Origin of the sequence: Lyngbya aestuarii BL J (genome assembly GCF_000478195.2) — a bacterium.
GTDB classification, from domain to species: Bacteria; Cyanobacteriota; Cyanobacteriia; order Cyanobacteriales; family Microcoleaceae; genus Capilliphycus; species Capilliphycus aestuarii.
This window is the reverse complement of record NZ_AUZM01000082.1, coordinates 1-24,731: the sequence shown is the minus strand read 5'-3', so window position 1 is coordinate 24,731 and position 24,731 is coordinate 1. Positions and strand designations below refer to the sequence as shown.

General features: G+C 37.1%; 23 protein-coding genes. 3 read left to right on the top strand and 20 right to left on the bottom strand.

Annotated elements, in window-relative coordinates; translation table 11 throughout:
- Positions 1 to 462, top strand: a 462-nt coding sequence (locus M595_RS23490) for a WD40 repeat domain-containing protein (RefSeq protein ID WP_023068998.1), incomplete at its 5' end; no start/stop codon positions are given.
- A gap of 65 nt (positions 463 to 527) precedes the next feature.
- On the opposite strand, the gene M595_RS23485 is transcribed toward M595_RS23490, so the two are convergent.
- From M595_RS23485 to M595_RS23390, 20 genes are all read right to left on the bottom strand, one after another.
- Positions 528 to 707 carry a hypothetical protein gene (locus tag M595_RS23485; RefSeq protein ID WP_152983627.1) on the bottom strand — a complete coding sequence of 60 codons (180 nt, stop codon included), beginning with the start codon at positions 705 to 707 and terminating at the stop codon, positions 528 to 530.
- A 232-nt stretch (positions 708 to 939) separates the two neighbouring features.
- A complete protein-coding gene (locus tag M595_RS23480; RefSeq protein ID WP_023069000.1) occupies positions 940 to 2,079 on the bottom strand; it encodes a glycosyltransferase in 1,140 nt (379 codons plus the stop codon).
- Positions 2,080 to 2,112: 33 nt separating this feature from the next.
- Positions 2,113 to 3,033, bottom strand: coding sequence for a hypothetical protein (locus tag M595_RS23475; protein ID WP_023068995.1), 921 nt, complete (start codon positions 3,031 to 3,033; stop codon positions 2,113 to 2,115).
- An 83-nt stretch (positions 3,034 to 3,116) separates the two neighbouring features.
- The gene (locus M595_RS23470; protein ID WP_023068993.1) at positions 3,117 to 4,283 is read right to left on the bottom strand and encodes a glycosyltransferase family 4 protein; all 1,167 of its coding nucleotides are present in this window, start codon (positions 4,281 to 4,283) and stop codon (positions 3,117 to 3,119) included.
- Between the two features lie 89 nt (positions 4,284 to 4,372).
- Positions 4,373 to 5,221: a sulfotransferase family protein gene (locus M595_RS23465; RefSeq protein ID WP_023069001.1), complete on the bottom strand. Its 849-nt coding sequence runs from the start codon at positions 5,219 to 5,221 to the stop codon at positions 4,373 to 4,375.
- Between the two features lie 109 nt (positions 5,222 to 5,330).
- The gene (locus M595_RS23460) at positions 5,331 to 6,290 is read right to left on the bottom strand and encodes a sulfotransferase (protein ID WP_152983626.1); all 960 of its coding nucleotides are present in this window, start codon (positions 6,288 to 6,290) and stop codon (positions 5,331 to 5,333) included.
- A gap of 44 nt (positions 6,291 to 6,334) precedes the next feature.
- Positions 6,335 to 7,093 (bottom strand): hypothetical protein, encoded by a 759-nt coding sequence (locus tag M595_RS23455; protein ID WP_040484572.1) that lies wholly within the window; start codon positions 7,091 to 7,093, stop codon positions 6,335 to 6,337.
- 73 nt (positions 7,094 to 7,166) lie between these two features.
- On the bottom strand, positions 7,167 to 8,570 hold the full coding sequence (locus tag M595_RS23450; RefSeq protein WP_023069003.1) for an O-antigen ligase like membrane family protein: 1,404 nt from the start codon (positions 8,568 to 8,570) through the stop codon (positions 7,167 to 7,169).
- Between the two features lie 53 nt (positions 8,571 to 8,623).
- Complete coding sequence (locus M595_RS23445; RefSeq protein ID WP_023068988.1) at positions 8,624 to 9,592, bottom strand: glycosyltransferase family 2 protein; 969 nt, start codon at positions 9,590 to 9,592, stop codon at positions 8,624 to 8,626.
- A gap of 57 nt (positions 9,593 to 9,649) precedes the next feature.
- Entirely contained in the window at positions 9,650 to 10,522 is an 873-nt protein-coding gene (locus tag M595_RS23440) for a glycosyltransferase family 2 protein (RefSeq protein ID WP_023069010.1), read from the bottom strand.
- A 43-nt stretch (positions 10,523 to 10,565) separates the two neighbouring features.
- Positions 10,566 to 11,576 (bottom strand): glycosyltransferase family 2 protein, encoded by a 1,011-nt coding sequence (locus M595_RS23435; RefSeq protein ID WP_023068990.1) that lies wholly within the window; start codon positions 11,574 to 11,576, stop codon positions 10,566 to 10,568.
- Positions 11,577 to 11,633: 57 nt separating this feature from the next.
- A complete protein-coding gene (locus M595_RS23430; RefSeq protein ID WP_161809827.1) occupies positions 11,634 to 12,602 on the bottom strand; it encodes a glycosyltransferase in 969 nt (322 codons plus the stop codon).
- Between the two features lie 75 nt (positions 12,603 to 12,677).
- A complete protein-coding gene (locus M595_RS23425) occupies positions 12,678 to 13,661 on the bottom strand; it encodes a glycosyltransferase family 2 protein (RefSeq protein ID WP_023068997.1) in 984 nt (327 codons plus the stop codon).
- A gap of 63 nt (positions 13,662 to 13,724) precedes the next feature.
- Positions 13,725 to 14,753 carry a glycosyltransferase family 2 protein gene (locus M595_RS23420; RefSeq protein ID WP_023068994.1) on the bottom strand — a complete coding sequence of 343 codons (1,029 nt, stop codon included), beginning with the start codon at positions 14,751 to 14,753 and terminating at the stop codon, positions 13,725 to 13,727.
- Positions 14,754 to 14,805: 52 nt separating this feature from the next.
- Positions 14,806 to 15,648, bottom strand: a complete 843-nt coding sequence (locus M595_RS23415) for a glycosyltransferase family protein (RefSeq protein ID WP_023068991.1) — start codon at positions 15,646 to 15,648, stop codon at positions 14,806 to 14,808.
- A 16-nt stretch (positions 15,649 to 15,664) separates the two neighbouring features.
- The gene (hepA, locus tag M595_RS23410; RefSeq protein WP_023069002.1) at positions 15,665 to 17,521 is read right to left on the bottom strand and encodes a heterocyst formation ABC transporter subunit HepA; all 1,857 of its coding nucleotides are present in this window, start codon (positions 17,519 to 17,521) and stop codon (positions 15,665 to 15,667) included.
- Between the two features lie 54 nt (positions 17,522 to 17,575).
- Positions 17,576 to 19,801, bottom strand: coding sequence for a GumC family protein (locus M595_RS23405; RefSeq protein WP_023069006.1), 2,226 nt, complete (start codon positions 19,799 to 19,801; stop codon positions 17,576 to 17,578).
- 10 nt (positions 19,802 to 19,811) lie between these two features.
- Positions 19,812 to 20,933, bottom strand: a complete 1,122-nt coding sequence (locus M595_RS23400; protein ID WP_023068989.1) for a glycosyltransferase — start codon at positions 20,931 to 20,933, stop codon at positions 19,812 to 19,814.
- A 479-nt stretch (positions 20,934 to 21,412) separates the two neighbouring features.
- On the bottom strand, positions 21,413 to 21,832 hold the full coding sequence (locus M595_RS23395; RefSeq protein WP_023069008.1) for a secondary thiamine-phosphate synthase enzyme YjbQ: 420 nt from the start codon (positions 21,830 to 21,832) through the stop codon (positions 21,413 to 21,415).
- Between the two features lie 76 nt (positions 21,833 to 21,908).
- Positions 21,909 to 22,496 carry a PAP/fibrillin family protein gene (locus tag M595_RS23390; RefSeq protein ID WP_023069009.1) on the bottom strand — a complete coding sequence of 196 codons (588 nt, stop codon included), beginning with the start codon at positions 22,494 to 22,496 and terminating at the stop codon, positions 21,909 to 21,911.
- 491 nt (positions 22,497 to 22,987) lie between these two features.
- On the opposite strand from M595_RS23390, the gene M595_RS23385 reads away from it, so the two are divergent.
- Positions 22,988 to 23,830, top strand: coding sequence for a sulfotransferase family protein (locus tag M595_RS23385; protein ID WP_023069825.1), 843 nt, complete (start codon positions 22,988 to 22,990; stop codon positions 23,828 to 23,830).
- A gap of 260 nt (positions 23,831 to 24,090) precedes the next feature.
- Positions 24,091 to 24,731 (top strand): DUF4347 domain-containing protein (locus tag M595_RS23380; RefSeq protein WP_152983625.1); only part of this gene is annotated, 641 nt, incomplete at its 3' end.

Sequence of the window (24,731 nt, the reverse complement as noted above, 5' to 3'; positions counted from 1 at the left end):
GTTTCGGGTTCAAATGATAATACTATCAAAGCTTGGGATTTAGCAAGTGGAAAACAACTATTCAATCTTGGCGGACATGATGATCATGATGATTTAGTATGGGCAGTTGCGATTAGTCCTGATGGCTTAAAATTGGTTTCGGGAGCAAGTGATAATACTATCAAAGTCTGGGATTTAGTAACTGGAAAAAAACTATTAAGTCTTAGCGAATATAGTGTAGAACATAGTATAAATGCAGTCGCTATCAGTCCTGACGGTTCAAAAGTTGTTTCTGCTTCATCGGATAAAACTGTTAAAGTTTGGGACTTAAATACAGGAAAAGAAATGATTACCTTTATTGGAGATAGTGATTTTAATTGCTGTGCGATTAGTCCCGATAATCAAACGATTGTGGCGGGTGATAGTTCTGGAATATTACATTTTCTGCGGATAGAAGGCTTGGACGTGAACGGTGTTGATTGAACTGAATACTTATTCAATCACATCGGATACTTTACAGCGTTAAACGGGAGGGAATGCCAACACATTCAAGCTTGAACGTGAGGAAAATAGTCTTGATTTTGATGATTCGAGGGTTCTGCAAATCGGGAACCGCCATCGTTTTGAACGGGAGGTTTGGGCTTAAAAATTCCACAAATAATTGCTTCTTCAAGTAGAGGCGAACTGATTACCGAATTCACCAGACCAAACACACTAGAACTGATCATTGCAGTCAAAAACAATACATTAATAAGGCTCTTAAATTTCATCATATCACTCTGGAACTCTACTATTCACTCAGAGGAAATGGAGAAATTTTATGCAAATCCCGTTTTTCGTGTAACAGTGATTCCTCTGAACTCCGGTTGAGTGGGTGAGGTGAATAGAGAAATTAAATGGTTTGAAAAATTTCTCCTCCCCTTCTAGGAGAAAGAGTTAGGTGATAAAATAAGTTTTGTATTATAATAACTTCCGAAGTAATTGATCAATTTGTTGTCGGGTTTGCTCTAATTGAAAATTTTCATTGGCTTTATGATAAGCTTCTGTTGCAACATTGGCAGCTAATTCGGGGTTTTGATAGCAATTATTAATGACGTTAGCCAGTTCTTCTGAGTTACCCGGAGTAATCAGCCAGCCTGTTTTTCCAGGATTGACTAATTCGACGACACCGCCCGCAGCAGACGCCACAATGGGAGTTTTACACAGCATTCCTTCAATAATAACTCGTCCAAAAGGTTCGGGAGATGTGGAGGTATGAGCGACTAAATTACAAGCGGTCATTAAAGGTACAACATCAGAACAAAATCCTAAAAATTTGACTCTATTTTGGAGTCCTAAATCTGCCACTTGTTTGTGAAGTTTTTCGACATATTCTTGTTCTCCAAATAGTGCATCTCCGACTAAAATAGCAGTAACATTTTCAGGACAATGAGTTAAGGCTTCGAGTAGAATATGTTGTCCTTTCCAGGGGGATAAACGGCTAAAATGACCAACTACAAATTTACCTTCGAGTTCAAACTGTTTTTTAATTGTATTAACGTCTGAAGTTTCCGCTTGATAGTTTTCGGGTTGAAAACCATTGTAAACGACTTGAGTAATTTCTAATCGTCCTCCAGATTCTAGAAAGGCTGTGCGAGTCGCTTCGGAATTTGTAATCACTAAAGAAGCAAAACGGTTCGCTAATGTAATAGCAACACGGCGATTTGTGGAACTAAAATGATCGGCGTTGAGAATATCTCGTAAGTGATAAACCAATGGACGACCACTAAGAAAACTAGCCAAAGCACCAACAACTAACGCTTTTTGAGTATTTGCATAGATAATATCATATTTTTTGGCGATTTTAGCAATATTTAAAATTAGGGGGGTGATCGAACTAAAACTGCCCAAACTTTTTAATATTCCGCTATCTTTTTTAACGTTGATAGACTTATTGGTAAGGATTTTAACGGGGATTTTTCGCCGTTCAAGTAATTGACGAAAAGCACCATCTGCAAATAAACCTACTAAACAATTTTCACGATAAGAATAGGCTACATCAGCTAGAGAAAGCTCGGCACCGCCTAATTTACCACTTTGATCTAAAAATAAAATTTTCATAGTCGTTTTAACAAAATAAATACATCTTTTTGATTAAACTGTATATTTATTCATTGCAAACTTAACCTCTAAAATAAGCCGATCTCGATAAACGGGAAGTGTAGCTTTATGAAAGCAGTAAAAATCTTCAACAAACCCAAAACCTGCTTGACCATAGATCGTTTGTACCTTGTCCCTACCATAATAGTCAATAATCTCTTGATCGTCTCTTTCTCTGAGCAAAGAAAACTGATGAGATAATTTTTTATGATTGTGACTCCCCTTCACACAACTATGAGGACAGCTTAACTCATCGACATCAGTTAAATAGAACATAAATTTAATGAATCGATAGTCTTCCAAATCGTAATGAAACTTAAAAACACCTCGAAAAGGTTCATCAACGGTTTCTCCGATAGGAAAAGTCCACCGAATTCGACTTTCCACCAATACGGGTTTTGTCTCCAGATATTCCGCAGCAATCTTCCACAGCATTGAATCATTTTCAATCGTTTTAATTGCCGGACAATTTTGTGAAGGATTGAAGTGATGACCTGTTATAAACCGACATTGAAATTTTTTTTCTTCTCGATCTTGATTTTCTAAAAAGAATGGGAAACGCGGATCTGCATTTCCCCAATAATTAATCTGACTTGAGAATGCCAAGATTTCTTGTATAATTTTTTGAGGTAAGTAAATTCCACAGTATAATCCATCTTCTCTTAGGCTGCGAACAATTTTTTCTGGGTCGATTTCTTCAAAGATAGTTTTTTGATACTTTATTTCAATGTTTTTATTAAAAAAATATTGCTTTTTTTTTGAAAAATAAATTCCCACATCTCTAAAAATTTTGATTCGGCTAGTAAAAAACATTAAAAACCAATGCGGATCTTTTAAAATTTGAGAAAAATATTTTAAGCACCTTCGTTTAAATTTGGGTAAAAAAACACGATAGTATTGTATCAAATTACTCATTCGTTATGCCTCTAAGAAAAATTGTCTTGACATGAATGCTTTAACTTTTTATTAAATGATAACCGGTTGAATTCCTATCCATCTTAACTGCTGATCCGCTTATTTGCAAGAAGATTTTTTCGCACTTGCTGGGCAATATGCAACCAGTCATAATGAGTAGAAGCATAATATCGACAAGCATCACGGGAAGCTAAAGAAATTTCACCTGTGAGGATGGCTTGCAGTTTAAATGTAATCGCTTCTATTGTTGTGGAATCTGTGATTAATTCTGGAGTGAATTTCCCTAAAATTTCCGGCATTCCCCCGACAGGTGTACATAAAACGGGTGTTCCACTGGCGAGAGATTCGAGTAATATTAATCCAAATCCTTCTAAAGATTGAGAGGGAACAACCGTTAAATCAGCAGCTTGGTAAGCGATGGGTAATTGTTCATCGGGTAAGTAACCGAGAAATTTTACATGATGATTGAGTTCCAATTCGGTGGCTTGTTGTTCCAATTGTTCTCGCAAAATTCCTTTACCTGCTATGGCTAACCAAACATCGGGACAACTTGATTTTAGATTGGCTAACGCTTGCAGTAATGGGCTAATTCCCATGCGATGAACTAAGCGACGGGGTGTAAATAAAATGAAGCGATCCTGGGGAAAATTAAGCTGTTGTCGCGCTTGTTGACGGGATAAATTCGACTGAAAGCGATGGGTATCAACTCCGCCAGGAATAATATTGATTTTACTCCAAGGAATGTGATAGTTTTTATTTAAAATATCACCGAAAGCTTTACTCAAAACAATAAAGCGATCGCAACGTTGATAAACTCGTTGTTCCATCCAATATTTTGCCCAAACTCCCAACTTTTTCGCGCCTTCCCGTTCGCTTTCTAATGCCCAAGGCCCATGAAAGGTAAATGTTAAGGGTACATCTTTCGGTAAATTATAAATTAGCGGTAAACTATACAGTGAAAAATGCAAATTAATGGCATCAGGATGAGTTAAATATCGGTTTTTAAAGTTTTGACGGGTTAACCAAAGTCGTTGTAAAAGTGAACTGTCAGGTTCGGCTAAATTGGTCAGTTTGATCGAGGAATTAGGTTCAGTATTAGGAAGTCCAACGCCGCATAATTCAATATTGTCTCCTTGGGAGGCGAGTTGATGAGTGAGTTCATAAACGTAGCGGTTTAGTCCGCCTGGCATAGTCGGAAACCAACCATTTCCAACGCATAAAATCGATGAATTGGGAGTATAAAAAGTCATGTGTAGCTGACAATTAACCTGAGAACTACTAAGCCGTTACTTGACTGAGGATAGTTTAAACAGTCAGTCTTTTTTGTGATTTCGATTTGTTATTGTATCAAATTAGCCGAGTTGGTCGTCGGCAAACCCCATTTTCGATGTACATCAATATTATATTCAGTTTCTAGTCGAATTAAGTCGGGTTGTAAGCGTTTGAGAATTTGGGTTTTATCTGCCTCGGAAAGTTCAACTTTGTATGATTTTTTCCGCGATAAAGGTTTATACAATTTTTGCCGAATTTCAGGGGAAATCAGTTTTGCTACCGACTTAATTGTAGGAATTTCATAAATTCGTCGTAGGGCTGGATGTAGGTTTAGCGTTTTTTGACTATTCATCACGACATCTAAGCTTTGGAATTTATAGTCAGGATCGATCTCTAAAAATTGACAAATTTTGCGTAGTTCGGTTTGAGGTTCTTTTTGTAAATCTTCTAAGAGTAATAAATAAATGCGATCGCGTCCAAATAGTTTAACATAGATATCCAATTGTCTGGCATATTCAGTAAAAGCAAGGTGTTCTTCGATCACTTCTGGGGTTTTTTGATGTCCGCCGGAAAGCAGATGTCTCATATGAGATTCTATCCGAGTAAAAGGATGTCGCATGACGTAAATAAACCGGAAGTTTGCATCTTTTACTCCGGCAATTCTTTCGGCAACATTTAGATATTTTGGGTGCATAGTATAGGTTGTAGATGCTTCCATTGCAATAGAATTTTCCGGTTGCCAATCCCAAAGTGAATGATATCGACTCATCCCTTTAGCAAAGTTGCGTTCGTAGGAGAAAAAATGAGGTTCTTTATTTTTAGCCGGTGCGATTTGAGGATGTTCGGCGAGGTAGTGAAAGAGGCTTGTTGTTCCACATTTCATAGCGCCGATAATCAAAAGAAAGTTATTTTTCATGTTAATTTTACTCAAAAAAGCAGTTTGTTAACGGGGTAAATTTGCCGCCGATTGTTTTTTCAATTTAGGCGGAATTTAGAAGTTAAAATCAAGCTTAGATTAATTAAGTTTAGATAGCAAAGCTGTCTTCAGTATACACTTTCAGAGCAACATCTTTAACGATCTCGAAAATCGATAGACGTTCTTCCAAAGATAGGGAATTCCGGCGCATTTCAAAAATTTTTGCACTGTTTCTTTTAAAATCTTGAACTCTCCCTTTTTGGGCTTCAGCCGAACGGTTTCCCTGAGTCTGTTTGATGATTTTATTCTGAACAGATTCTGACCAAGACAAATTCAGATGATGGTATAGCTTTTGAAAAACAGATACAGGTTCTCGACTCAATTCTTCGTGAGTAATAATCATCCAATCTGGATATTGACTTGCTTGTTCTAAGATCACCTTATAGATTACTCGCCAAAATGCTGCTGCGGCTAACACGGGGTCTGACCATTCTTGTGTTAAAAAATCCGGTTCGTCAGCAAAGTAATCCTCTATTAGATGAGGTTGATCGTTAAGTTTAGCAGGGCTAGGTTGAAAATTAACTCGTTTGATACTAGCAACGAAAGATGTAGGATGCTTGATAATAATCACAGGTTTCACCTGGAAGTTAACATATAGATATTCGGACAATAAATTTCCAATTGGATCTTTGATAACGGCAGCTTGATGAAAGGGGTTCATTTTAGCCCACCTAAGATAAAATGGCCCTCGGCTACCAATCACTTGCTTGATGATTTTTCTCTGCCAAGGGTCATTTTCCGGTATGTTGGTCTTGAGGGTAAAATCATAGCTAAAAATCTTTTGAGTTAATTGATGATATTTTTGCATTTCCTCGGTATCTAAACTGGGTCTAACATAGCGATACCATTGAGTGATTTCTGGCAGGCCACATTGAGGATTGAAAGGTTCGTGTATATAGTCTACCTCTAATGGTAAACTCAGATTCATTCCCACAAAAGTTGTACCACTCCGAGGAACTCCAGTGACAAATATCCAATTTTTTATATTATTAATTTTCACTTTAATCACAGTTAAAATATCCAAATAGAATTGGTGCAATTGGTGAAGAGTTGTTAGATGTGTTCAAATGTAGAGAGTTGCTCAAATCGTTTATATAAATCTTTTGCTTCGCTTAATAAAAGAACATTTTTATCGCTCATTATATCCTTCTTTTTCTCCCGTTTAATAATGTGGCGTTGAGAAGGGATATCCGTATCATAATTGGCTTGAGGACGACATTCTTGATTTGCTTTTTCCACATCAATTATATCAAAATTTCTTTCAAACTGGTGATTTATTTTTTGCATAACTTGATCTAAACATTGTGTGGTTTGCTCGAAGGTACTAACAACATAATGAGGTGCATATGGCTCTAATTTTGTATAAAAGGCAATGTAGCTTTGTAGAGCTTGAGCTACAGAAACATGAGGCCATCGACTCGTCAGAGAAAGAACAGTTCCTTCTGGTTCTCTAATGGTCAGCAAGACGGGAATATTTTGTTCAATTGCCTGAATGATTTGAGCTGGAGAATGCAGATGATGAGCTAGCTTGACTTCTTTTGTCTGAGCGAATTTGAATGCCGCAGTTGCAAAACTATTAGCTGAACCTTGAAACCCATCAATAACTAATTCAGTAGATGGACTAACTATACGCTCTTCAGGACTGGCATTGATTGCTTTTTTCTTCATTTGTCCCCACCAAATATAGAATTGATACAAGAACCAATAATTGGGTTCCCTTGCAACTAACGAGCGGAAAGAGAAACTGAGCCGTCTAGGAAGATTCATTAGTGAAGTTTGCTGAATTTCTCGAATGAATTGGAATGTATTCATAATTTTTTTGTTTTTTATAGCGATCTATTGAACAACTTGAGTAACGAATCCATTCTAAAATCTACTATTATGTTTAAGTCTTGAGAGTGGTCTGCTGATACTTATGATACTTCTTAGCCGCTATCCCAAAACTCATAAATCCCCAAAGGATCATACCTTGAACCTCGACATGAGGTCTACCCAAAGGCAGTTGAATCAATGTACTGACAGCAATAGCGCGAGCCGCACTTGCAAACTGATCGGTGCGAGTTTCAGAACTTTGAAATAAACTAAACATCAGTAGTAGAATCCCACTCATATAAAACATAGTTCCAAACCATCCTAGATCTAGAAGTGTAGATATAATGCCGCTATCATGTGCTGGCCCTCCTATACCTCCTCCTAAATAACTACTGAGCGCATCATCAATGAGTTCAGAAAAAGTGTCTTGTCTAGCCTCAAGACTATTGTCCTGTTCTAGTTCACTCAAGCTACTAAAACGGGAAGTGAGAAATTCAGAAAATGGCTCTAGAGTTACCAAAGGAACAACAGATATGATTGTTAACACTATTGTGACAATTACACGCATTTGAATATTAGCTTTAAGAGAGCTAGTTAGCAGTAATAGACCCAAAAACCAACTGATCCATGTTGTACGTTTCCTCGCGAGTAAAAAAGAGAGATAACCTACACCTGAAGTTGGAGTTGCTAAAGTTCCCTTGTTTGGATTGACTAATAACAGCAATAAGCCTGCTGCCATAACCGTTGCAAAGGGTCGATTTGAAGCCATTGTACTCCATACGTTGACCATAAAAGGCTGAGGTCTTCCTGCGCTGCTAAATTCTGCCTTAATCATCCAGTGTCGATCCCATTCAGGAAGCACTAAAAACTGTATAACTCCGTAGATTCCCATGACCAAGACACCCCAGAGAAAGATACGCTGAATGGTTTTGCGATAGATAGGATAATGTCGCCAATTTACAAAGATGTGCAAGCCAAATAAAATAGGAGTAAGCCAGTCTAAAAGTGCAATTCCTACTTTAATAGGCGGTCGAGAAATTCCTCCTATTAGAAAGCCATAAAACACCGCTAGTAAAGACAGAAGATAAGGTAATCCCCCTTGTTTATAAATCCTAGTAAGATTTCGCCAGAGCGTTACAAAGCTGACAAATGTTACTAGGAAAGGAGCAAGTAATAAGGGACTGGGTTCAGTATAACTACTCCTATAGTCCGCTAGACGTCGAATTAAGGGAGTTAAGAACCATAACCACCAGGTAAAACCCATATATAAAAGGGGATAGCGAAAATAAAGAAATACTCCAACAGCTAAGGCTCCAGCAGGAAATAATATATTTAAAATCTTTCCTAATCCCGCAAGAATAAATAAAGCCGTAACTAAAGCGAGTCCTAATATAGCTGTCCAGGCTTTTGCTGGCTGTAAGCCAACTGGAAAGTTCTGTCTGGAGGAACGCTTTAAAAATACTTGCCTATCATTCACTAATAATCTCCTGTATCAATGTTACTGCTCTTTTTAAAAGCCCCTATAAATTTCTAGGATTTATGCTGGGTTAAAGTTTCTATAGATGGGCTTGATTGCTTACTTTGTTGCCATGTTTGCCAACCTTGCCAATGTCCCCGAATCGATACTAAAAACTTTTGTCCTGCAACCTTTCCTTCAGTGGGTAAAAATCGAAGCCACTGTATCAAACCTCGCTCACCTCGGGTTCCAACTAAAATTGCCCAGAATACAAAAATAGATCGCTGTATCGGTGACAAGTAGTCCAGTACAGCTAAGGTCTTATTATGTACAATATTGAACATAGCAAGCTCATTAAACTGATTTCGTTTATCTTCATCGAAGCGTTGTCCTTGATAATGATCAACCTGAATATTGGGATCGTATATTAACTTCCAGCCCGCTCTTTTTAGCGCTAAACAAAACTCAATTTCATAATGAATTTGAGAACTTGTGCCTCGCATTCGAGTATCAAAGTGCTTATCCCCAATTGCTTTTCGTCGAAAACTCATATTGACTCCCTTGAGAACATCAACTTCACGAGCTTCTCCGACCCCAAAGTTATGGTTGCCAATTACACGTCCAAACCATTGAAGTCGCCCTACAACTTTCCGTGAACCTTCTTTTAATTGATTATTTCTGTATACGAAGTCACGTCCACCCACTCCGCCTACTCGGTCATCGGATAAAAAATGAGCTTCAATACGCGCTAGCCATTCTGGGCGAGGTACAGCATCATCATCTGTAATCGAGATAATATCTCCCTGAGCAGAATCCAAAGCCATATTGAGTGCCGCAATGACTCCAGATGCGGTCACTGTGATGATATTCAGTGGTAAAGTCTCTGGGTTGAAGGTTTCTAAAAAAGTCCAGGTTTGGGTATCTATATCCCGAACTGTAACAATGATTTGATCGGCAAGTCTAGTTTGCTTTTTCAAACCTTCTAGACAATTGGCTAAGTCTTGAGGACGACGATAGGTTGGGACAATGACAGTTAATTTCATGGAAATTTCTCTAATTCTAGATGTACAATCTTTTTAAGATTCAACAACAACACTAAACTACCATAACTCCAAAAAACGAGAACGCTGAATAATATCTGGCCACGCACTCAGAGCATTTTTTCGTACTAAATATTGTGTGGTATGAGGAAAATAGATGCTCAAAAAAGTAGCCAACTTGATCGGATTTGGAAATAAATCTTTATAACGTTTCACACCAATATAAAGTCGAGCTGCGATTTGATGGATATCATAATCAGTAAGTTTGCCAATCTGATTATTATCTAAAGTGTTTTTCTCTCCTTCAAAACGAGGACGAGTATCTAAAGCTCTCAGTTCTTTACAGAAAAGAATCTGATAACCTAGCTTCAAAGCCCGCAAGCAAAGAATAGCATCTCCTTGACCAAAAAAGATTTCTTCTTCCCATTGAGCATCATAAAAGAAGGAGCGAGGAAATACAGCTGCGTGAATGTGTACGCATTCGGGATTTCCATCAGTGGGATGATAGTATCCTCGAAAAGAAAGTTTAGTCGGAAAGTTTTTTTCACGCCCTGATTTAGTATAGCTGACTCCGGTTAAAAATGTATATTTTTGCTCTTGAGGAGAGAGCGTTGCATATCTATCTAGAGCGTTGGCAATAAAGTCAGAATCCAGCCAAATATCATCATCAACAAAGGCGATGAAGTCAGTATCTTCGATAGAATTAACAGCACAGTTGCGGTTAGCATTAACACCCCGTTGAGGGCCGAGAACGTACCGAGTTCCCGGATATTTTTCAACAATTTCGCGGTGCTTTTGTTGCATTTCCGGGTCGGGTGAATCATCGGAGACAACAGCCGCATGGGGTTTGACCGTTGAGTTCCAAATAGCCCGCAAACAACTCTCTAGACGTTCGGGAGCGTTCCGCACTGTGATACAAGTCGATAATCGCATATTTGATGATCCTCCAACTTAAGTTAATAAACTTTTTTTCGATTTATGTAGACAAGGTGTTTGATAAGAAAAGCTTTCTGATGGCGGTCAAAGCTGGGGTTGGCAAATACCTCTTCATAAACCGCAGTAAGTCGCGCATTATATTCAAAAGAGCATATCTCAAAGAGGTATATTTTACTACATCTAGTATCCAAGAAGTTAGCCAGTTAAAATAGTATTTATTTTTGAAAAAATCCCGAGCTGCTGTCGAATAAATTTCAGCGTAGAGACGGTTCAGGGGTAAAAGTTCTTGTTGTTGGTTTTCCAACATAGGATAAAGTTTTTCTAAGTAGAAAATTCTTCCCTGTCTTCTTTCTTTTATCGTGCTTGCATTAACGTCAGTCTGTTGACCTTGGTTATGTTTTCGCACGATAACAAGAGGCTGCTCTGTAAAGATGGGCTGATAACCATATATTAAACAACGAGAATAAAACTCTTGATCTGATCCGATTCTATAGGATTCGTCAAATAAACCAATCTCCTCAAATACCTCTCGCCGCAGGACAACAGAAGAAGGGCTATAAATAAAACTTGAGCGAACAAGAAGAGAATGAATTGGAGAGGTAAATTTTTGTAAATCAGGTTTTTGAAGCCTTAGGATTTTGCTGTCTTTAACAGTATCCCATTGTATAATAGCACTCACAGAGAAACTTCGAGCTTGACCTTCTAAAGCTAATATCTGAGTAACTAAATATTTAGGTTGCCATAAATCATCAGAATCTAGAAAAGCAATATACTTACCTTTCGCTTCGCTCAGTCCTCGGTTTCTTGCCACGTAGGGACCAACATTATCCTTAAGGCTAATCAGACACACTTCTGGATACTTATGGCTAATAATTTCAGACGTTCCATCTGAAGAGTTGTCATCAATAAGAATAATTTTAACAGCTCCATCAAACTCTTGATTTAAGATACTTTGAAGTGCTTCTTCTAGCATAGAGATTCGATTATAAGTACACAGAATAACCGAAACATCAATTTGTTTGTCTGTAGATTGTAATTCGGTTGTCTTCATAATCAATTATTCCTTAATTTTAATTTAGATAATTGGGACAAGCTAGAGTTTATCGTTTCAGAGAGAAGGTCTCTTGATACCAAACACTTTCTTAATAAGGTTTTTAAGTGTTACCTGCACTACTTTCTGAAAAAATTGAAGAGTTCTGAGATCGGGACAACTAAAAAAAACGTATAGACCCTGTTTAAGATAATCAAAGCTAGAGCCATTTATTTTATAGTAGGTACCTGCTTCTATCGATTCAAAAAATGAAACGACAGGTTTCATATTGTTTTCCTTTAATTTCATATTCAAAAATTCCTCTTGCAGAAGCCAAATTTCTTTTGGATGAGCTTTTGGCACATTATTATGCCAGTGGTTTTTACCATGAACGCGATATTGACCAAGATTCTTCTCAAGATAGTATAAATTTCCCAAAACAACTCCGAGCCTAACCACAAAATCGTCTGCTGATGTTCTTACTTCTGGAATTGGAAAAATTCGTTCGGCAAGTTCTCTCGTCAAGACATTTCCACTGGTGGGACTGGTGGCAAAAGGTACAAATTTATATCTGCAAGCAAACTGATAAAAGTTAGAGTAACCCCCATACTTTTTATATCGGGATGTTTTCATATAGCCGAGAGAATTACCACTCTGATCTACAACGTCCATATTATGAGACACAATAATTAAAGGACTATTTGCCTGTTTGCTCAGAATCAAATTTACACATTCTTCTACTTTTTCGGGGTAAAAGGTGTCATCGGAGTCTAAAAAGCAAAGAATATCGCCATTAGAGGCTTTCCAACCCGAATTAAAAGTGGAACCTTGACCCCGATTTTCTTGAAAAATTGAAACGATTTTATCTCCATAGCTTGCAATAACTTCTCGGGAATTGTCGGTAGAACCATCATCTACAACAATCACTTCGATATTAGAATAAGTTTGATTCAATGCACTGTCAATTGCATCATTGAGAAAACGTCCATAGTTATAGTTATTAATCAGAACACTAACTAAAGGTTTCGACTTTTCTAAAACAGTCATATTTACACCCCACATCTTTAAGTTTAAAATTACTAAGTCAATAGAGCTTTGCCGGATTCTCCCAGCTTAAAAACTTTATGTAGACAAGGTATTGGATAAGAAAAGCTTTCTGATGGTGGTCAAAGCTCGGGTCGGCAAATAGCTTTTAATAAACCGCAGTAAGTCGCGCATTATATTAAAGAGAGCGTATCCCAAAGACGTGTATTTTGCCACGTCTATCCAGGAAGTTATCCAGTTAGAATAATGCTTTTCCCTAAAAAATTCCCGGGCGGAGGTCGAATGAATTTCAGCATACAGACGGTTCAAGGGTAAACGTTCTTGTTGTTGCTTTTTTAACATAGGATAAAGTTTTTCTAAGTAGACAATTCTTGATTGTTTTCTTTGTTCAATCTTGCCAGCATCCACATCGGTTTGTTGACCCTGATTATGCTTTCGTACAATGACAAGAGGCTGTTCTGTAAAGATAGGCTGATAACCATGTATAAAACAACGAGCATAAAACTCTCGGTCTGCTCCTGCTTTAAAGTTTTCATCAAATAGACCAACCTCCTTAAAAACCTCTGATTTTAGGACGATACAGGAAGGGCTAGTTATAAAACTTGATGTAACAAGGAGCTGATGAATTGGAGAGATAAATCTTTCTAAATCGTATTTTTGAAGTCTTACGACTTTTTCATCTCGAACGGTATCCCATAAAACAATACAACCAACACAGAAACTTTGCTCTCTAGTTTCTAAAGCTGATATCTGAGTCGCCAAATATTCAGGTTTCCATAAATCGTCAGAATCTAGAAAAGCTATATACTTACCTTTAGCTTCTTTCAGTCCTCGATTTCTAGCAACGTAGGGTCCGGCATTTTCCGTGAGGCTAATCAGATCAACTTCTGGATACTTATCACTAAGAATTTTAGAAGTTCCATCCGAAGAATTGTCATCTACAACGATAATTTGCACCTTTCCCTGATAGTCTTGAGACAAGATACTAGCCAGAGCTTCCTTTAACATCGAAAAGCGATTGTAAGTTGGAATAATTACTGAAAGATCAAACTCTTTATTCATGGCATTAATAGTCCCTATGTTGTTGGAGAAAAACTGCTTAGTATTAGGTAAATAATGTATTTTTCATTCGAGCAACTCCTTTTCTTGATAAAGCTTGAGTAAAAGATCGGGATTAAAGTAACTAATAATACTTCCTGAAACAAAAAGCAGTTCAAACCATAATACAATGGGAAGTGCCAATGGAAGCATTAGTAAGTAACTGGAGTCTTGCGACAAAACACTACCGAGTTTTTGAAAACGAAATGGCTTAATTTTAATAATTGTTCGGGCAATACCCCGTGCTTTTTGCTCAAGTGTATAGTTTATATCAGTCGAAAGCTGAGAAGAGTCTTTGATATCTACACCTGCTTTCAATCGAGGTCTAATTAGTTCTCTTAAAGTTTTATCGCGTCCTTTCAATAAATAACGCCAAAAGATAAAAGATGGCGTCGGAGGCTCGTGAGTTGCTCGGGCTTGGGGATGTTGCCAAACTTGCTTCCCTTTAAGCTTGCACAAATAATAAATGTGCAGTATGCAATTACCTCGGTAAGTCGGCAAATTAGTAGGAAAAGGAGTTTGCAAGAGAAATTCACGACGAAATGCGACCCCATTCAAATAGTAATGATTGGAAATATAGGGTTCTTCTTGTTTTGTGAGTCGAGGAAAGAAATAGTGGATTGCTACTGCTAATTCATAGGGATTTCTGATGGGTGTACTGGTTTCTCCCCCGATCACTTCAACATCAGGATTCTGTGATAATGTGGTGAGTATGCTAGTTAACCATTGAGGTTCATATTCGCAGTCCGAATCCATATAAATAACAATTTCACCCGTTGCTAGTTCGGCTCCCAAAAGTTTAGCCTCGTGATAGCCAATTCCCGGTTCACTTTTAACGGTAATCCAAGGATATTTTGCACTCAGTTGTTCGATAATTTCTGGGGGCGCATTACCACCATCAATAATGAGAAACTCGTTAGCTTGACTCGGAGAAATCTCTTGAGTAGCTATCGAAGCTAAACTTCGATAAATATTTTCAAGTTCAACGCTGGATAGGTTTTCGGTTTCATATACGATAGAAAAGCTAGGAAGTTGGAGTTCTGTGTTTAGCTGCATGGTTTTTAAATTTATTGTTTGCACTTAGAGATATTAAAAAAAGTTAACGGTATTATACCTGATGAACTTGTAAAGTTCTTTGGAGTTGCCTCAACCCTTTTCTTAAGGTACTCCTTACAGTCCGGCGCAAACTAAATTTACCATATAAAATTGAGTTGTTTTGATAATATCTAGGTGAAGTTATACGCCAATTATCTGAATAATTAATTCTTTGGCATATATCAGGTAAGTTCTCGTCATGACCATGAAAGATCTTGACATTTCCCCAAATACCATCTGGATAGGGTAAACGATAGTTGTAGTTTGACGGCAGAACACCAAAGCGAATATCGCTATGGTAAAGCGTATTCCGAAATGGGGGTTGATCCTGTTTTTCTCCCCAATCTTTGTGAAGTTTTGCCCAGTCATAAAATAAATTATCTATTCTTTGGTTCTTTTGATACACAATTACTCCTGTATTTAGGTTGGGAAAGCAAACAGGAACACCATTTTCCTCTACATTGCCTCCATTTCTTTTCAGTTTAACCATCCATCTTGGGGTAACGGCAAGAGCAATTTCAAACCGATTAAGCATCTCGAATACTTCCCAAATACTGTCAGCAATATAGGTATCTGTATCAAGGTATAAAGTTTTTTCAAAAGGGGTTTGGCAAAGTGACCACATCTTTAATTGCTTGATTCCCACCTCATTTGGTGCTTTTATTTGGATATCAAAGAGTTCTTTCGGAAGTGGTGTATCGGATACGATTGCAGTTTTAATATTAGGCATGGCAGCCTTTACACTTTGAGCCGATTGTAATCCCTCTTGAATCCAGTGATCCCCTTTTGCATAATAGAGAATACCCGCAGTATTCCGCACATCTGCCGAATGATTAACTTCTACAAAATTCTGCATGAATAATCGCTCCTGTTTAGCTAACTTGACTTAAATCATGTTGCATTTGATGATATTTCCAAAGTTTTCCTCGCTGTTCTAATAATTCTTGATAACCTCCTTCTTCAACAATTTTTCCTTTTTCAAGCACTACAACTTTGTCTGCTCGAACAATCGTTGAAAGTCGATGAGCAATCGCAATAACTGTTCGACCTACAGCTAGCTTTTCCATTGATTCTTGAATTAATCGCTCTGAAACTGAATCTAAAGCACTGGTTGCTTCATCTAATATTAATATATCTGGATCACGTAAAATAGCACGGGCGATCGCAATTCGTTGTCGTTGACCTCCCGATAATCGTACACCTCGATCTCCTAATTTCGTATCTAACCCCTGGGGGAGTTCTTGAATAAAGTCCAAAGCATTGGCAAAACGAGCGGCTTCTAAAACAGCTTTTTCTTCGATATTTTCTAAGGCATAGGCAATATTATCTCGGACGGTAGTATTAAATATGAAAGTATCTTGACTCACTACTGCGATTCTTCGACGGAGTGAATAAATATCAAATTCTCGTAGATCTATTCCATCGATTAAAATCTTGCCACGAGTAACATCATAAAAGCGAGGAATTAGATTTGCTATGGTTGTTTTCCCCGCTCCCGATGCACCGACCAATGCGGTTGTTTGTCCTCGATTAATCTTTAAATTAATATCTTGCAACACTAAATCCTTTCCATCATAACCGAAGTCAACCGATTTTAATTCAATTGCTTGTTTTAGATTATAGTAAGGCTGAGTTCCATTTTTTAAATAAACTTTATCGTCGGTTCTTAGGAGTTCTTTGATATTATTAATTGAACCTTGAAAACCACTCAGCCTTGTACGAGCATTATTAAGCTGGCGAGTAATTGGCATTAAGCGAAATAGAATAAATAGAAAGGTGAGTAAGGAAGAAATCTGTAATTGATCGTTTGGAATAAAAATAGCAAAAGATAACATTAATATTCCAACTAAAATCAGGGTAGCTACGGCTTCGGAAATCGGAACTACCGAAGCACTATAGGTAACAGTATCATGTTCTGTTTCTAATAGTTTTTTACTGGTTTGGTAGAAACGTTTACGCTCGAAGTCTTCCGCCGCAGAGGCTTGAACTGTGTTGATTCCATTAATAAACTCGATTGCGGTTGCAGTATAGGAACCTCTAGCTTTTGTTTTCTCAAAACTAATTTCTCTAACTTTCTTAATGAGAGTAGAAACTCCGACTGTTAGCAAGCTAAACAGTATCAGTGAAAGAATGGTTAACTGCCAAGAGAGCAGCATCATTGAAATAATGTATACAAATAAAACTGAGCCTCTAACCAATATAAAAAAGAAAAGCTGAACAGCTTGCATTAACTGTCCAATTTCAGAGGTAATACTATTAACTAACTCTCCGGAACGAGTTTTACTGAAAAAGCTCAAGCTTAATCCTTGAAGCTGTTCAAATATACGAACTCGTAAATAATATCCCAGATAACTCTGAGACAATCCACCGTAGACATCACTCAGATACATCATACTGGTTCGTGCCAAGGTTGTTAGTAATATCAGAGCAGATATTCGATAAATTCGCGCAATCGTTGTGGCATTTACTCCCAGTATCCAAATATCAAACCATTCAATTCCTGTACGGAGAGGTTCTGCATCTGGTTCAGTCAGGTTTTGTAAAAATGTTAAAAGAAATCCAACTCCAAAACCTTCAAAGGCAGCCGCTAAGAAAGTAAATATTATGGCTATAGTCAGAGTTTTACGAAAATTTTTAAATTCTTTAAAGATAACAGAATTATCTTTCCAAATACTGGTCTTTTTAACCAGATGTTTGAAATTTTTTTTAAATTCTAGAGTTAGAGTCATATTCAAAAACTATCCTTATATATTTTAGTAGATTAACAATGAAATTTTTGTAAACTAGCTGTAGTCTCGCAAGTTAACGATTGAGTGGGTCACAGAATTTGAGAGCTTACCATTTTTTTCTATATACGTTATTTGGTTACTTTTGGTGTTGTTAGAAGCATTAGCTACAATTCCTACAACATTTAATTTTTTAAGCATTGTAGTTGCTTGATTAAGTTCTGTTTGAGTAATTTGATCGATTCGTTCGACGAGAACAACTCCATCACAAAATGAAGCCGTTTCTAGGACATCTACTGTCCCGATAACTGGAGAGGTATCTAATAATATTAAGTCATAATTTCTTTCAAAAATTGTCATTAGTTGTCGCATTTTATGAGAACTCAAAAGTTTGACTGGATCAGTAGGAATTTGTCCTCCGGTTAAAACGTCAATACTCAAACCTAATACAGAAATTTGATTTAAGTTGGGAATCGAAACTTCACTTGATAAAAAAGTAGATAATCCTTGTTCATTGGAAAGATTGAGTTGTTCATGGAGTGAAGGAGAACGTAAGTTTGCATCAATTAGTAAAACCCTTTGATGTAAGCGAGCTGCGCTGATAGCCAATCCTACAACTAAAGTCGATTTACCTGCTCCGTTTAGTGCTGAAGTCACTAATATAGATTTGGGTTTTTTGGGGGAACTCAACAGTTGGATATTTTTGTAAATCAAGTCAAGGGATTCTCGAAAAGGAAGCCAATAAATAGTCCGTAAAATTACAGAATCTTGAGTAGAATATTTGCGGAAAGGTAGATTTATAATTGAAGTGCTGGATTGAGCATGAGGAATTTTAGGCACAATTCCTAATAAGGGTATGGCAATCTTTTCCTTTAAATCATCAGAACTATGAACCGTATCATCCATACTTTCTCGCAAGAAAGCAGCAATTCCTCCGAGGAATAATCCCACTACTCCACCCAAAGCGATATTCTTTTTTAGACTGGGTGCAATTTGTTTTCCTAACTGAGGGGGTTCTACAACTTGCCAATTGAACCCCCCTCGAGTAATTTCTAAACTAATTTCTTGCCTTTTTTCTAACAGTTGCTCAATAGTCATCCGTTGAATTTCTACTTCGGGCTGTAAGCGGTTGTAGTTAGCAATTACACTTGGAAATTGATTTAATCTTACTCTCAGTTCTTCTTCACTTACAGCTAAACTTTGCAGGCGAGCTTGTAGTGTTTGCAATTCTGTTTGAGTTTCAGCGAGTTGACGAACTAACGCCTGATCGATACCACTGAGCTGTCCAGTTTTGAGTAAATCTTCGGCCGTTATATTAAGTTCGGCTGGGATTCTCCCTAAAATTCGGATGATTTCTTGTCTCAATAATGCTAGTAAACTTTGACGTTGTTCCAGTAACTTTTGCACTTCGGGATCAGCATCGGTAAATATTGTTCGTTGTTCGGCTAGAAGAATTTCTGTTTGTTGAAGTTTATTTAATAATTCTTGATAACGAGAAGATTCACTTAAACGAGCTGTAATTTTGGCTTGTTGGGGAGACAGTTCAAGTTGCTCTTGTAAGGTTTCATAACGGGCTTGAACACTTTGATATTGAATACGGGTTTCAAGCAAATCTTTTTCTACAGTGTTCAGTGCATCACTGACAGCTTTAGCTTGTTGTTCAGGATCAATCAGGTTTTCTTTTTCCCGAAATTCTTCTAAAGATCCTTCAGCTTGAAGTAATTTTTCTTGAGCAGTTGGTAATCCTTCATTTATAAATGATAGCCCTTGCTCTAAACGGAGTTGATCTTGTTTGATATTATAGTCTTGATAGACTTTCTGCATTGCTATTAACACTTCCTGAGTTTTAATCGGATTATTATCAGTGTATACCGCTTCAAAAACTCGAGTTTGAGTGTCTCCTTCTTCTATTTGAGATAAGGTTAAATTTTTCTCAATGTCTCCTCCTTCTATTAATGGATATTCTGATTGTAGTAACTGAGCGGCTTTTTCTGTAAACTGAGAACTTCGCATCAGTGTCAATTGAGTAGCATAATCTTCTTCCGAAGATAGAGTTTCTTGTTCTCCTTCTAAAGTCGTTTTAGCCGGAAAATTAGGCTGAACTAAAAGCTGCATTTTACTTTCATAAGTTGGTTCGGTATACCACTTCGTTTTTACCACGGCAATCGATAGAACGGTTACAAATATAGTCAGCAGCCAAAAGCGTCGGCGCAGAATAATTTCTAAGAGTTTACCATACCCTAAATCGGCTTCAGAATTGTTATCAGAAAAGCTTGATGTCATGACCCTCTACCTAAGCAATTTTGGACTGGGGTTCTTCCATTATAATTCTTTGTCCACAGAGCTGTTGGAAGATAGGTTCAAGTTTACTAAAAAATGCAGCCTGTGAAAATTTACTCACAGCATGATCTCGAATTCCTGCATAATTCCATTGAATTTTCTGGAATTTAATTAGGGCTGTATAAAGTGATTCTGGTGTTTGTTCCTCAAAAAATAATCCTGTATATTCAGGAATTTGAGTATCTAAGACGCCACCTGCACCATAGGCAATAACAGGGGTACCACTGGCATTTGCTTCTACTGGAACTAAACCATAGTCTTCTAAAGCAGAAACAATTACAGCACGGGCATTTGCCATCAACTCTTTGCGCTGTTCGTCAGTTACAAAACCTAAAAATTCAATATTTTCTTTTGCTATAGATCTCAATGATTCTTCTTCGGGACCACTACCAATAATTTTTAAGGGTAATCCTAATTTATTAAAAGCTTTAATCGTGATATCAATGCGTTTATATCCTAAGAAACGAGATGCGACAAGAAAATAATCTTGTTTTGAACTCGAAAAGAAAAAATTATTGTTATCGATAGGATAATTCACGACCATCGCATTTTTGTTGTAAATTTGCCGAATGCGCTTGGCAACTTCTGTCGAGTTAGCGATATAAACATCCGGCTCCTGAGCGTATTTATGATCAACTTTTCTCATCGCTCGGAAGACTTGCTCTAGAAATGGATAAAATGCTCGGTAACTTTGGTATTTTTCTAAGTAAGTTTCCGTATCCCAAAGAAAACGAGTGACATTATGACAAAAACAAATATGCTTGGCGTCAGCTCGCTTTCTAACTGCTTTCGCAAAGCTGGTACTACTACTAATAATTAAGTCGTATTCTTGTAAGTTTAAAGAGCGAAAAGCTCGATAATAAAATGGTGCTAGCAGTCTAAAGTTTTTGGATGCTCCCGGAATGCTTTGTAGAGCTGTTGTGTAGACAAGTCTATTCTCAAGGTTGATTGTTTCTCGAGGCTCATATAATGAAGTAAAAATATCTGCTTTTGGAAAAGCATGACACAGCAACTCAAAAACCCTTTCTGCTCCTCCTTTCTGAGTTAGATAGTCATGAACTAAGGCAATTTTCATAGATACATCCTGTTAAATATACTTTTTCTGAAGAAGTGTATTTCTTCTAGACCTTAAGACTTTTGATGGTCAAAATATAATCTATAGTTCCTGATCTGTCAACTTAAATTACCGAAACCGAAACAAGCATCTTTCTTTATAGCTTAATTGAATTATAGAACGTCTACTGATTTGTACAGTAGTCTTCCAAAACTAGAAACCGTTCATAATTTTAATCCTTGTTTTTTTCAGTTAATCTACATCATAGAGCAAGAATTTTTTAACTGAGTTGTAGTTAGTACATCAAATTTTCTTTTTAAATAAATATTGTAGCAAGCAATATTATAACATAATTTTTACAATTGTCAATGATTTTGTCATATTTTAATTAATTGTATATATTTATACTAATATTAATTTAATAAATCTAATCTAATAATTGATTGTAAAGTCAATGAAGGTTTAGCTTAATTAATCTCAAGACAATGCTAGAAAGCTGTTCATTTTTCTCCATAAATAGTGACTATTATTCGACGTTGACGCGGTTTAATATCACATTCTAAGTGAAAAATTTGTTGCCAGGTTCCTAACTCTAACTGACCTTGTTTGATCGGAACGGTTAATGAAGGGCCAAGCCAAGTTGCTTGTAGGTGAGAATGTCCATTTCCATCATGCCAAGTTTGTTCGTGACCATAGTCTTGACTCGGTGGAATTAATTGATTTAGAATTTTGGGTAAATCTTTTTGTAATCCGGGTTCAAATTCAATTGTTCCAATTGCACCTGTACTCCCTATATTAAAAAGATGTACCATTCCAGTTTTAATACCAGAACTTTTAACGATTTTATGAGCAGCTTGGGTGAGATCTTGCATATCTCCATTTCCGGTTGTGCTAATTTCTATTGAATCTTGATGTACCATACTGGTCTACGCTGTTAAGATTGTGATTGCTAAACAATTAAGAGAGTGATTTTATTTCAAACTCTTGATCACCAATTTAGGGAACTTTACTCAGGACAAACACACTCCCTTCATTCCCTCGTCCAATTCGCATATTCTCATCTAGATAGGTAAAATCTAACCATCCTTGTTGAGTCTCAGGATTAATTGTAAAATCAATTCCTAAAAATTTTTTGTCTGTTTCAATTGCATTAATAAACTGATTAGGAGATTGATAACCCAAAAAACGCTGTAAACCGACGACAAACCGATTAAATTTAACCTCAACTCGTCGAGTTGATACCGATTCAAATTTAGCAACTACACTCACTAAGCCTTCTGAATACGGAATACCAACCAACTCCGCTATATTGTATATTTTACCTGTGTTGACTCGTATACATTGATAGACATTGCTAAGATTATAAAAGGGAAAACGATCAATTCCCAACAGTTCTTCACTACTTGTATAAAGCAGTTTCCAGTTTCCATCCAAGAGTTCGGCTACTTCTAGAGGCTGAGGATTAGGATTATAATCTTCGAGTTGAGCAATTGCTGCTAAAATTGCCTGACGATCTAAATCACTTGCTAATAACCCGCGATTTTTACTGGAAATCAGCTCTAATAATTTTGCCTTGTTAATCATTTCAGCACTTGTTGTTTCTATTTAATTATTACTAATCATTTCTAATTTAATAACAATACCACAGCAACGTAACAGATATTTAACTTTAAAAAATCTATCTTAGGTTTGATTGATGAGACAAAGACTGGGGGGAACTCTTGTCAAAGTTCTAGGGGCTAGTCTCTTAAAGAAATAACTGACGCGATTTGCATCTGCTTCTTCTAGGTGTTCAACTCCAGCAATGATGATCCTGAACAGATTTTCAAGATTTAGTCAAAATATTGCCACAATTGTCAAGATTGTGTAAAGGTTTACAGCAGAGGTGGATGTTTGTATTTTTATAAGATATTCTGTATGTAGGATCAAACCGAAGTATAATTTGCCTAAAGTGTCTTGAGTGCTTCTACTGATAATGGCTTGAATTTGAGACCTTCTCAGTTTAGTATTTAGATCAAAATAAGCAAATTATAGGCTTTTGCTTGCAAAGCCTCTAGGAGTTGAATACACTGGCTGTGTCTCTATCTAGTCCCATTCATCTAATTTCTGGCTTACCTCGTGCTGGCTCAACGGTGCTAGCTGCTTTACTTCGGCAAAATCCTCGCTTTCATGCGGGAATGACATCGCCTGTCGGAGGGTTAGTCAACCGAATGCTGGATGCGATGAGCGAGGAGAATGAGTTCTCCGTGTTCATTTCTCCTGAACAAAGACAAGACCTAATTCTCAGTATATTCTCTGCTTATTATCAACAGCAAATTGCTGAAAATAAAGTCATCTTTGATACCAATCGTCTTTGGTGCAGCAAATTACCTCTGATTTGTCAGTTATTCCCAGAAGCGAAGGTGATTTGTTGTGTGCGTAATGTTGCCTGGGTGATGGATTCTCTCGAACGATTGGTTCGGCGGAATGCGTTTGAAATTTCTAGAATGTTTAGAAATCGGGCTGAAATTTCAACGGTTTACAGTCGCACAGAAGCCTTAAGCCAAGGAAATCGCTTAGTGGGTTTTGCTTATAATGCTTTGAAAGAAGCGTTTTATAGTGAACAAGCTGATCGTTTGCTGTTGGTAGATTATGAATTTTTGGCGATCGCTCCTGAGCAAACGTTATCATTAATTTATCAGTTTATAGGAGAAGAACCGTTTAATCATGATCTAGAAAGTATCGAATATGAAGAACCCGAATTTGATCGAAAGCTGAGAACAGAAGGTTTACATACTGTCCGTTCTCGGGTAGAATTTAAACCTCGTAGAAGTATCCTCCCCCCAGACTTATTTGAGAGATTTAGTCAACTTTCTTTTTGGACAGATACAACGAATAGTGTAGCTAATGTTATTAATTTTAAAACGTCTTCTAAATAACTGGAGTTTGGTGAAGCAGCTAGACTGATTTTGCGATCAAGAAAAATTCGCAAAACAACATCTATATTTACCGATCACAAATTATTTTCCTCATCAAACTGACTTCAGTTTATTAAATTTTTTACAGGGTGTCTTTCTCCTTTTTAAATAGCCTCACTGCTAATAAATGTGAGGTTAATAGGTTCTGTTTAAACTTATGTTTAAGCAAATTCAGTGCATCTACTCTATCTCACTAAACATGACTATTTTGACCAGATGCCATGACCATGCAACTACTCTTTATCGATTCTGCTGTCCAACAACCTGAATATTTAACTCAAGACTTAACTCCAGAGTCTCACCCTAATCTACATAGCTTTATTATCTCACCTCAAGCCAATTTTATTGCAGAAGTTACACAAATCTTAACTAAATATTCTCAAGTCAACGCCATACATTTTGTATTTCATGGAGAAGATCATACCCTACAATTAGGTCAGATTAATCTCACTCCAAAAACCCTCGAAACCTATGCACCCCTACTCAAACAATGGCATAAATTTTTGACTGCTGATGCCGATATTCTCCTGTACGGATGTAACGTTGCTAAAACTCCGAAAGGTCAAGAACTTGTTCATCAGTTCAGTCAACTCACTCAAACCAATATTGCGGCTTCCACTCACTTAACCGGAAATGCTGAACTTGGCGGTTCATGGGACTTAGACTATAAAACAAAACCCGTTAAAACACCCATTGTATTCAATCAAAAAATACAAGAATCCTATCCGTTTGTGCTTGCCACTTTTGATGTTAATCAACCTACAGACGATGGCACAGGAAATTTACCCGGAACTTTAAGTTGGGCAATACAACAAGCCAATGAAACAGCCGGAGATGATACCATTAATTTCAATACCAGTGT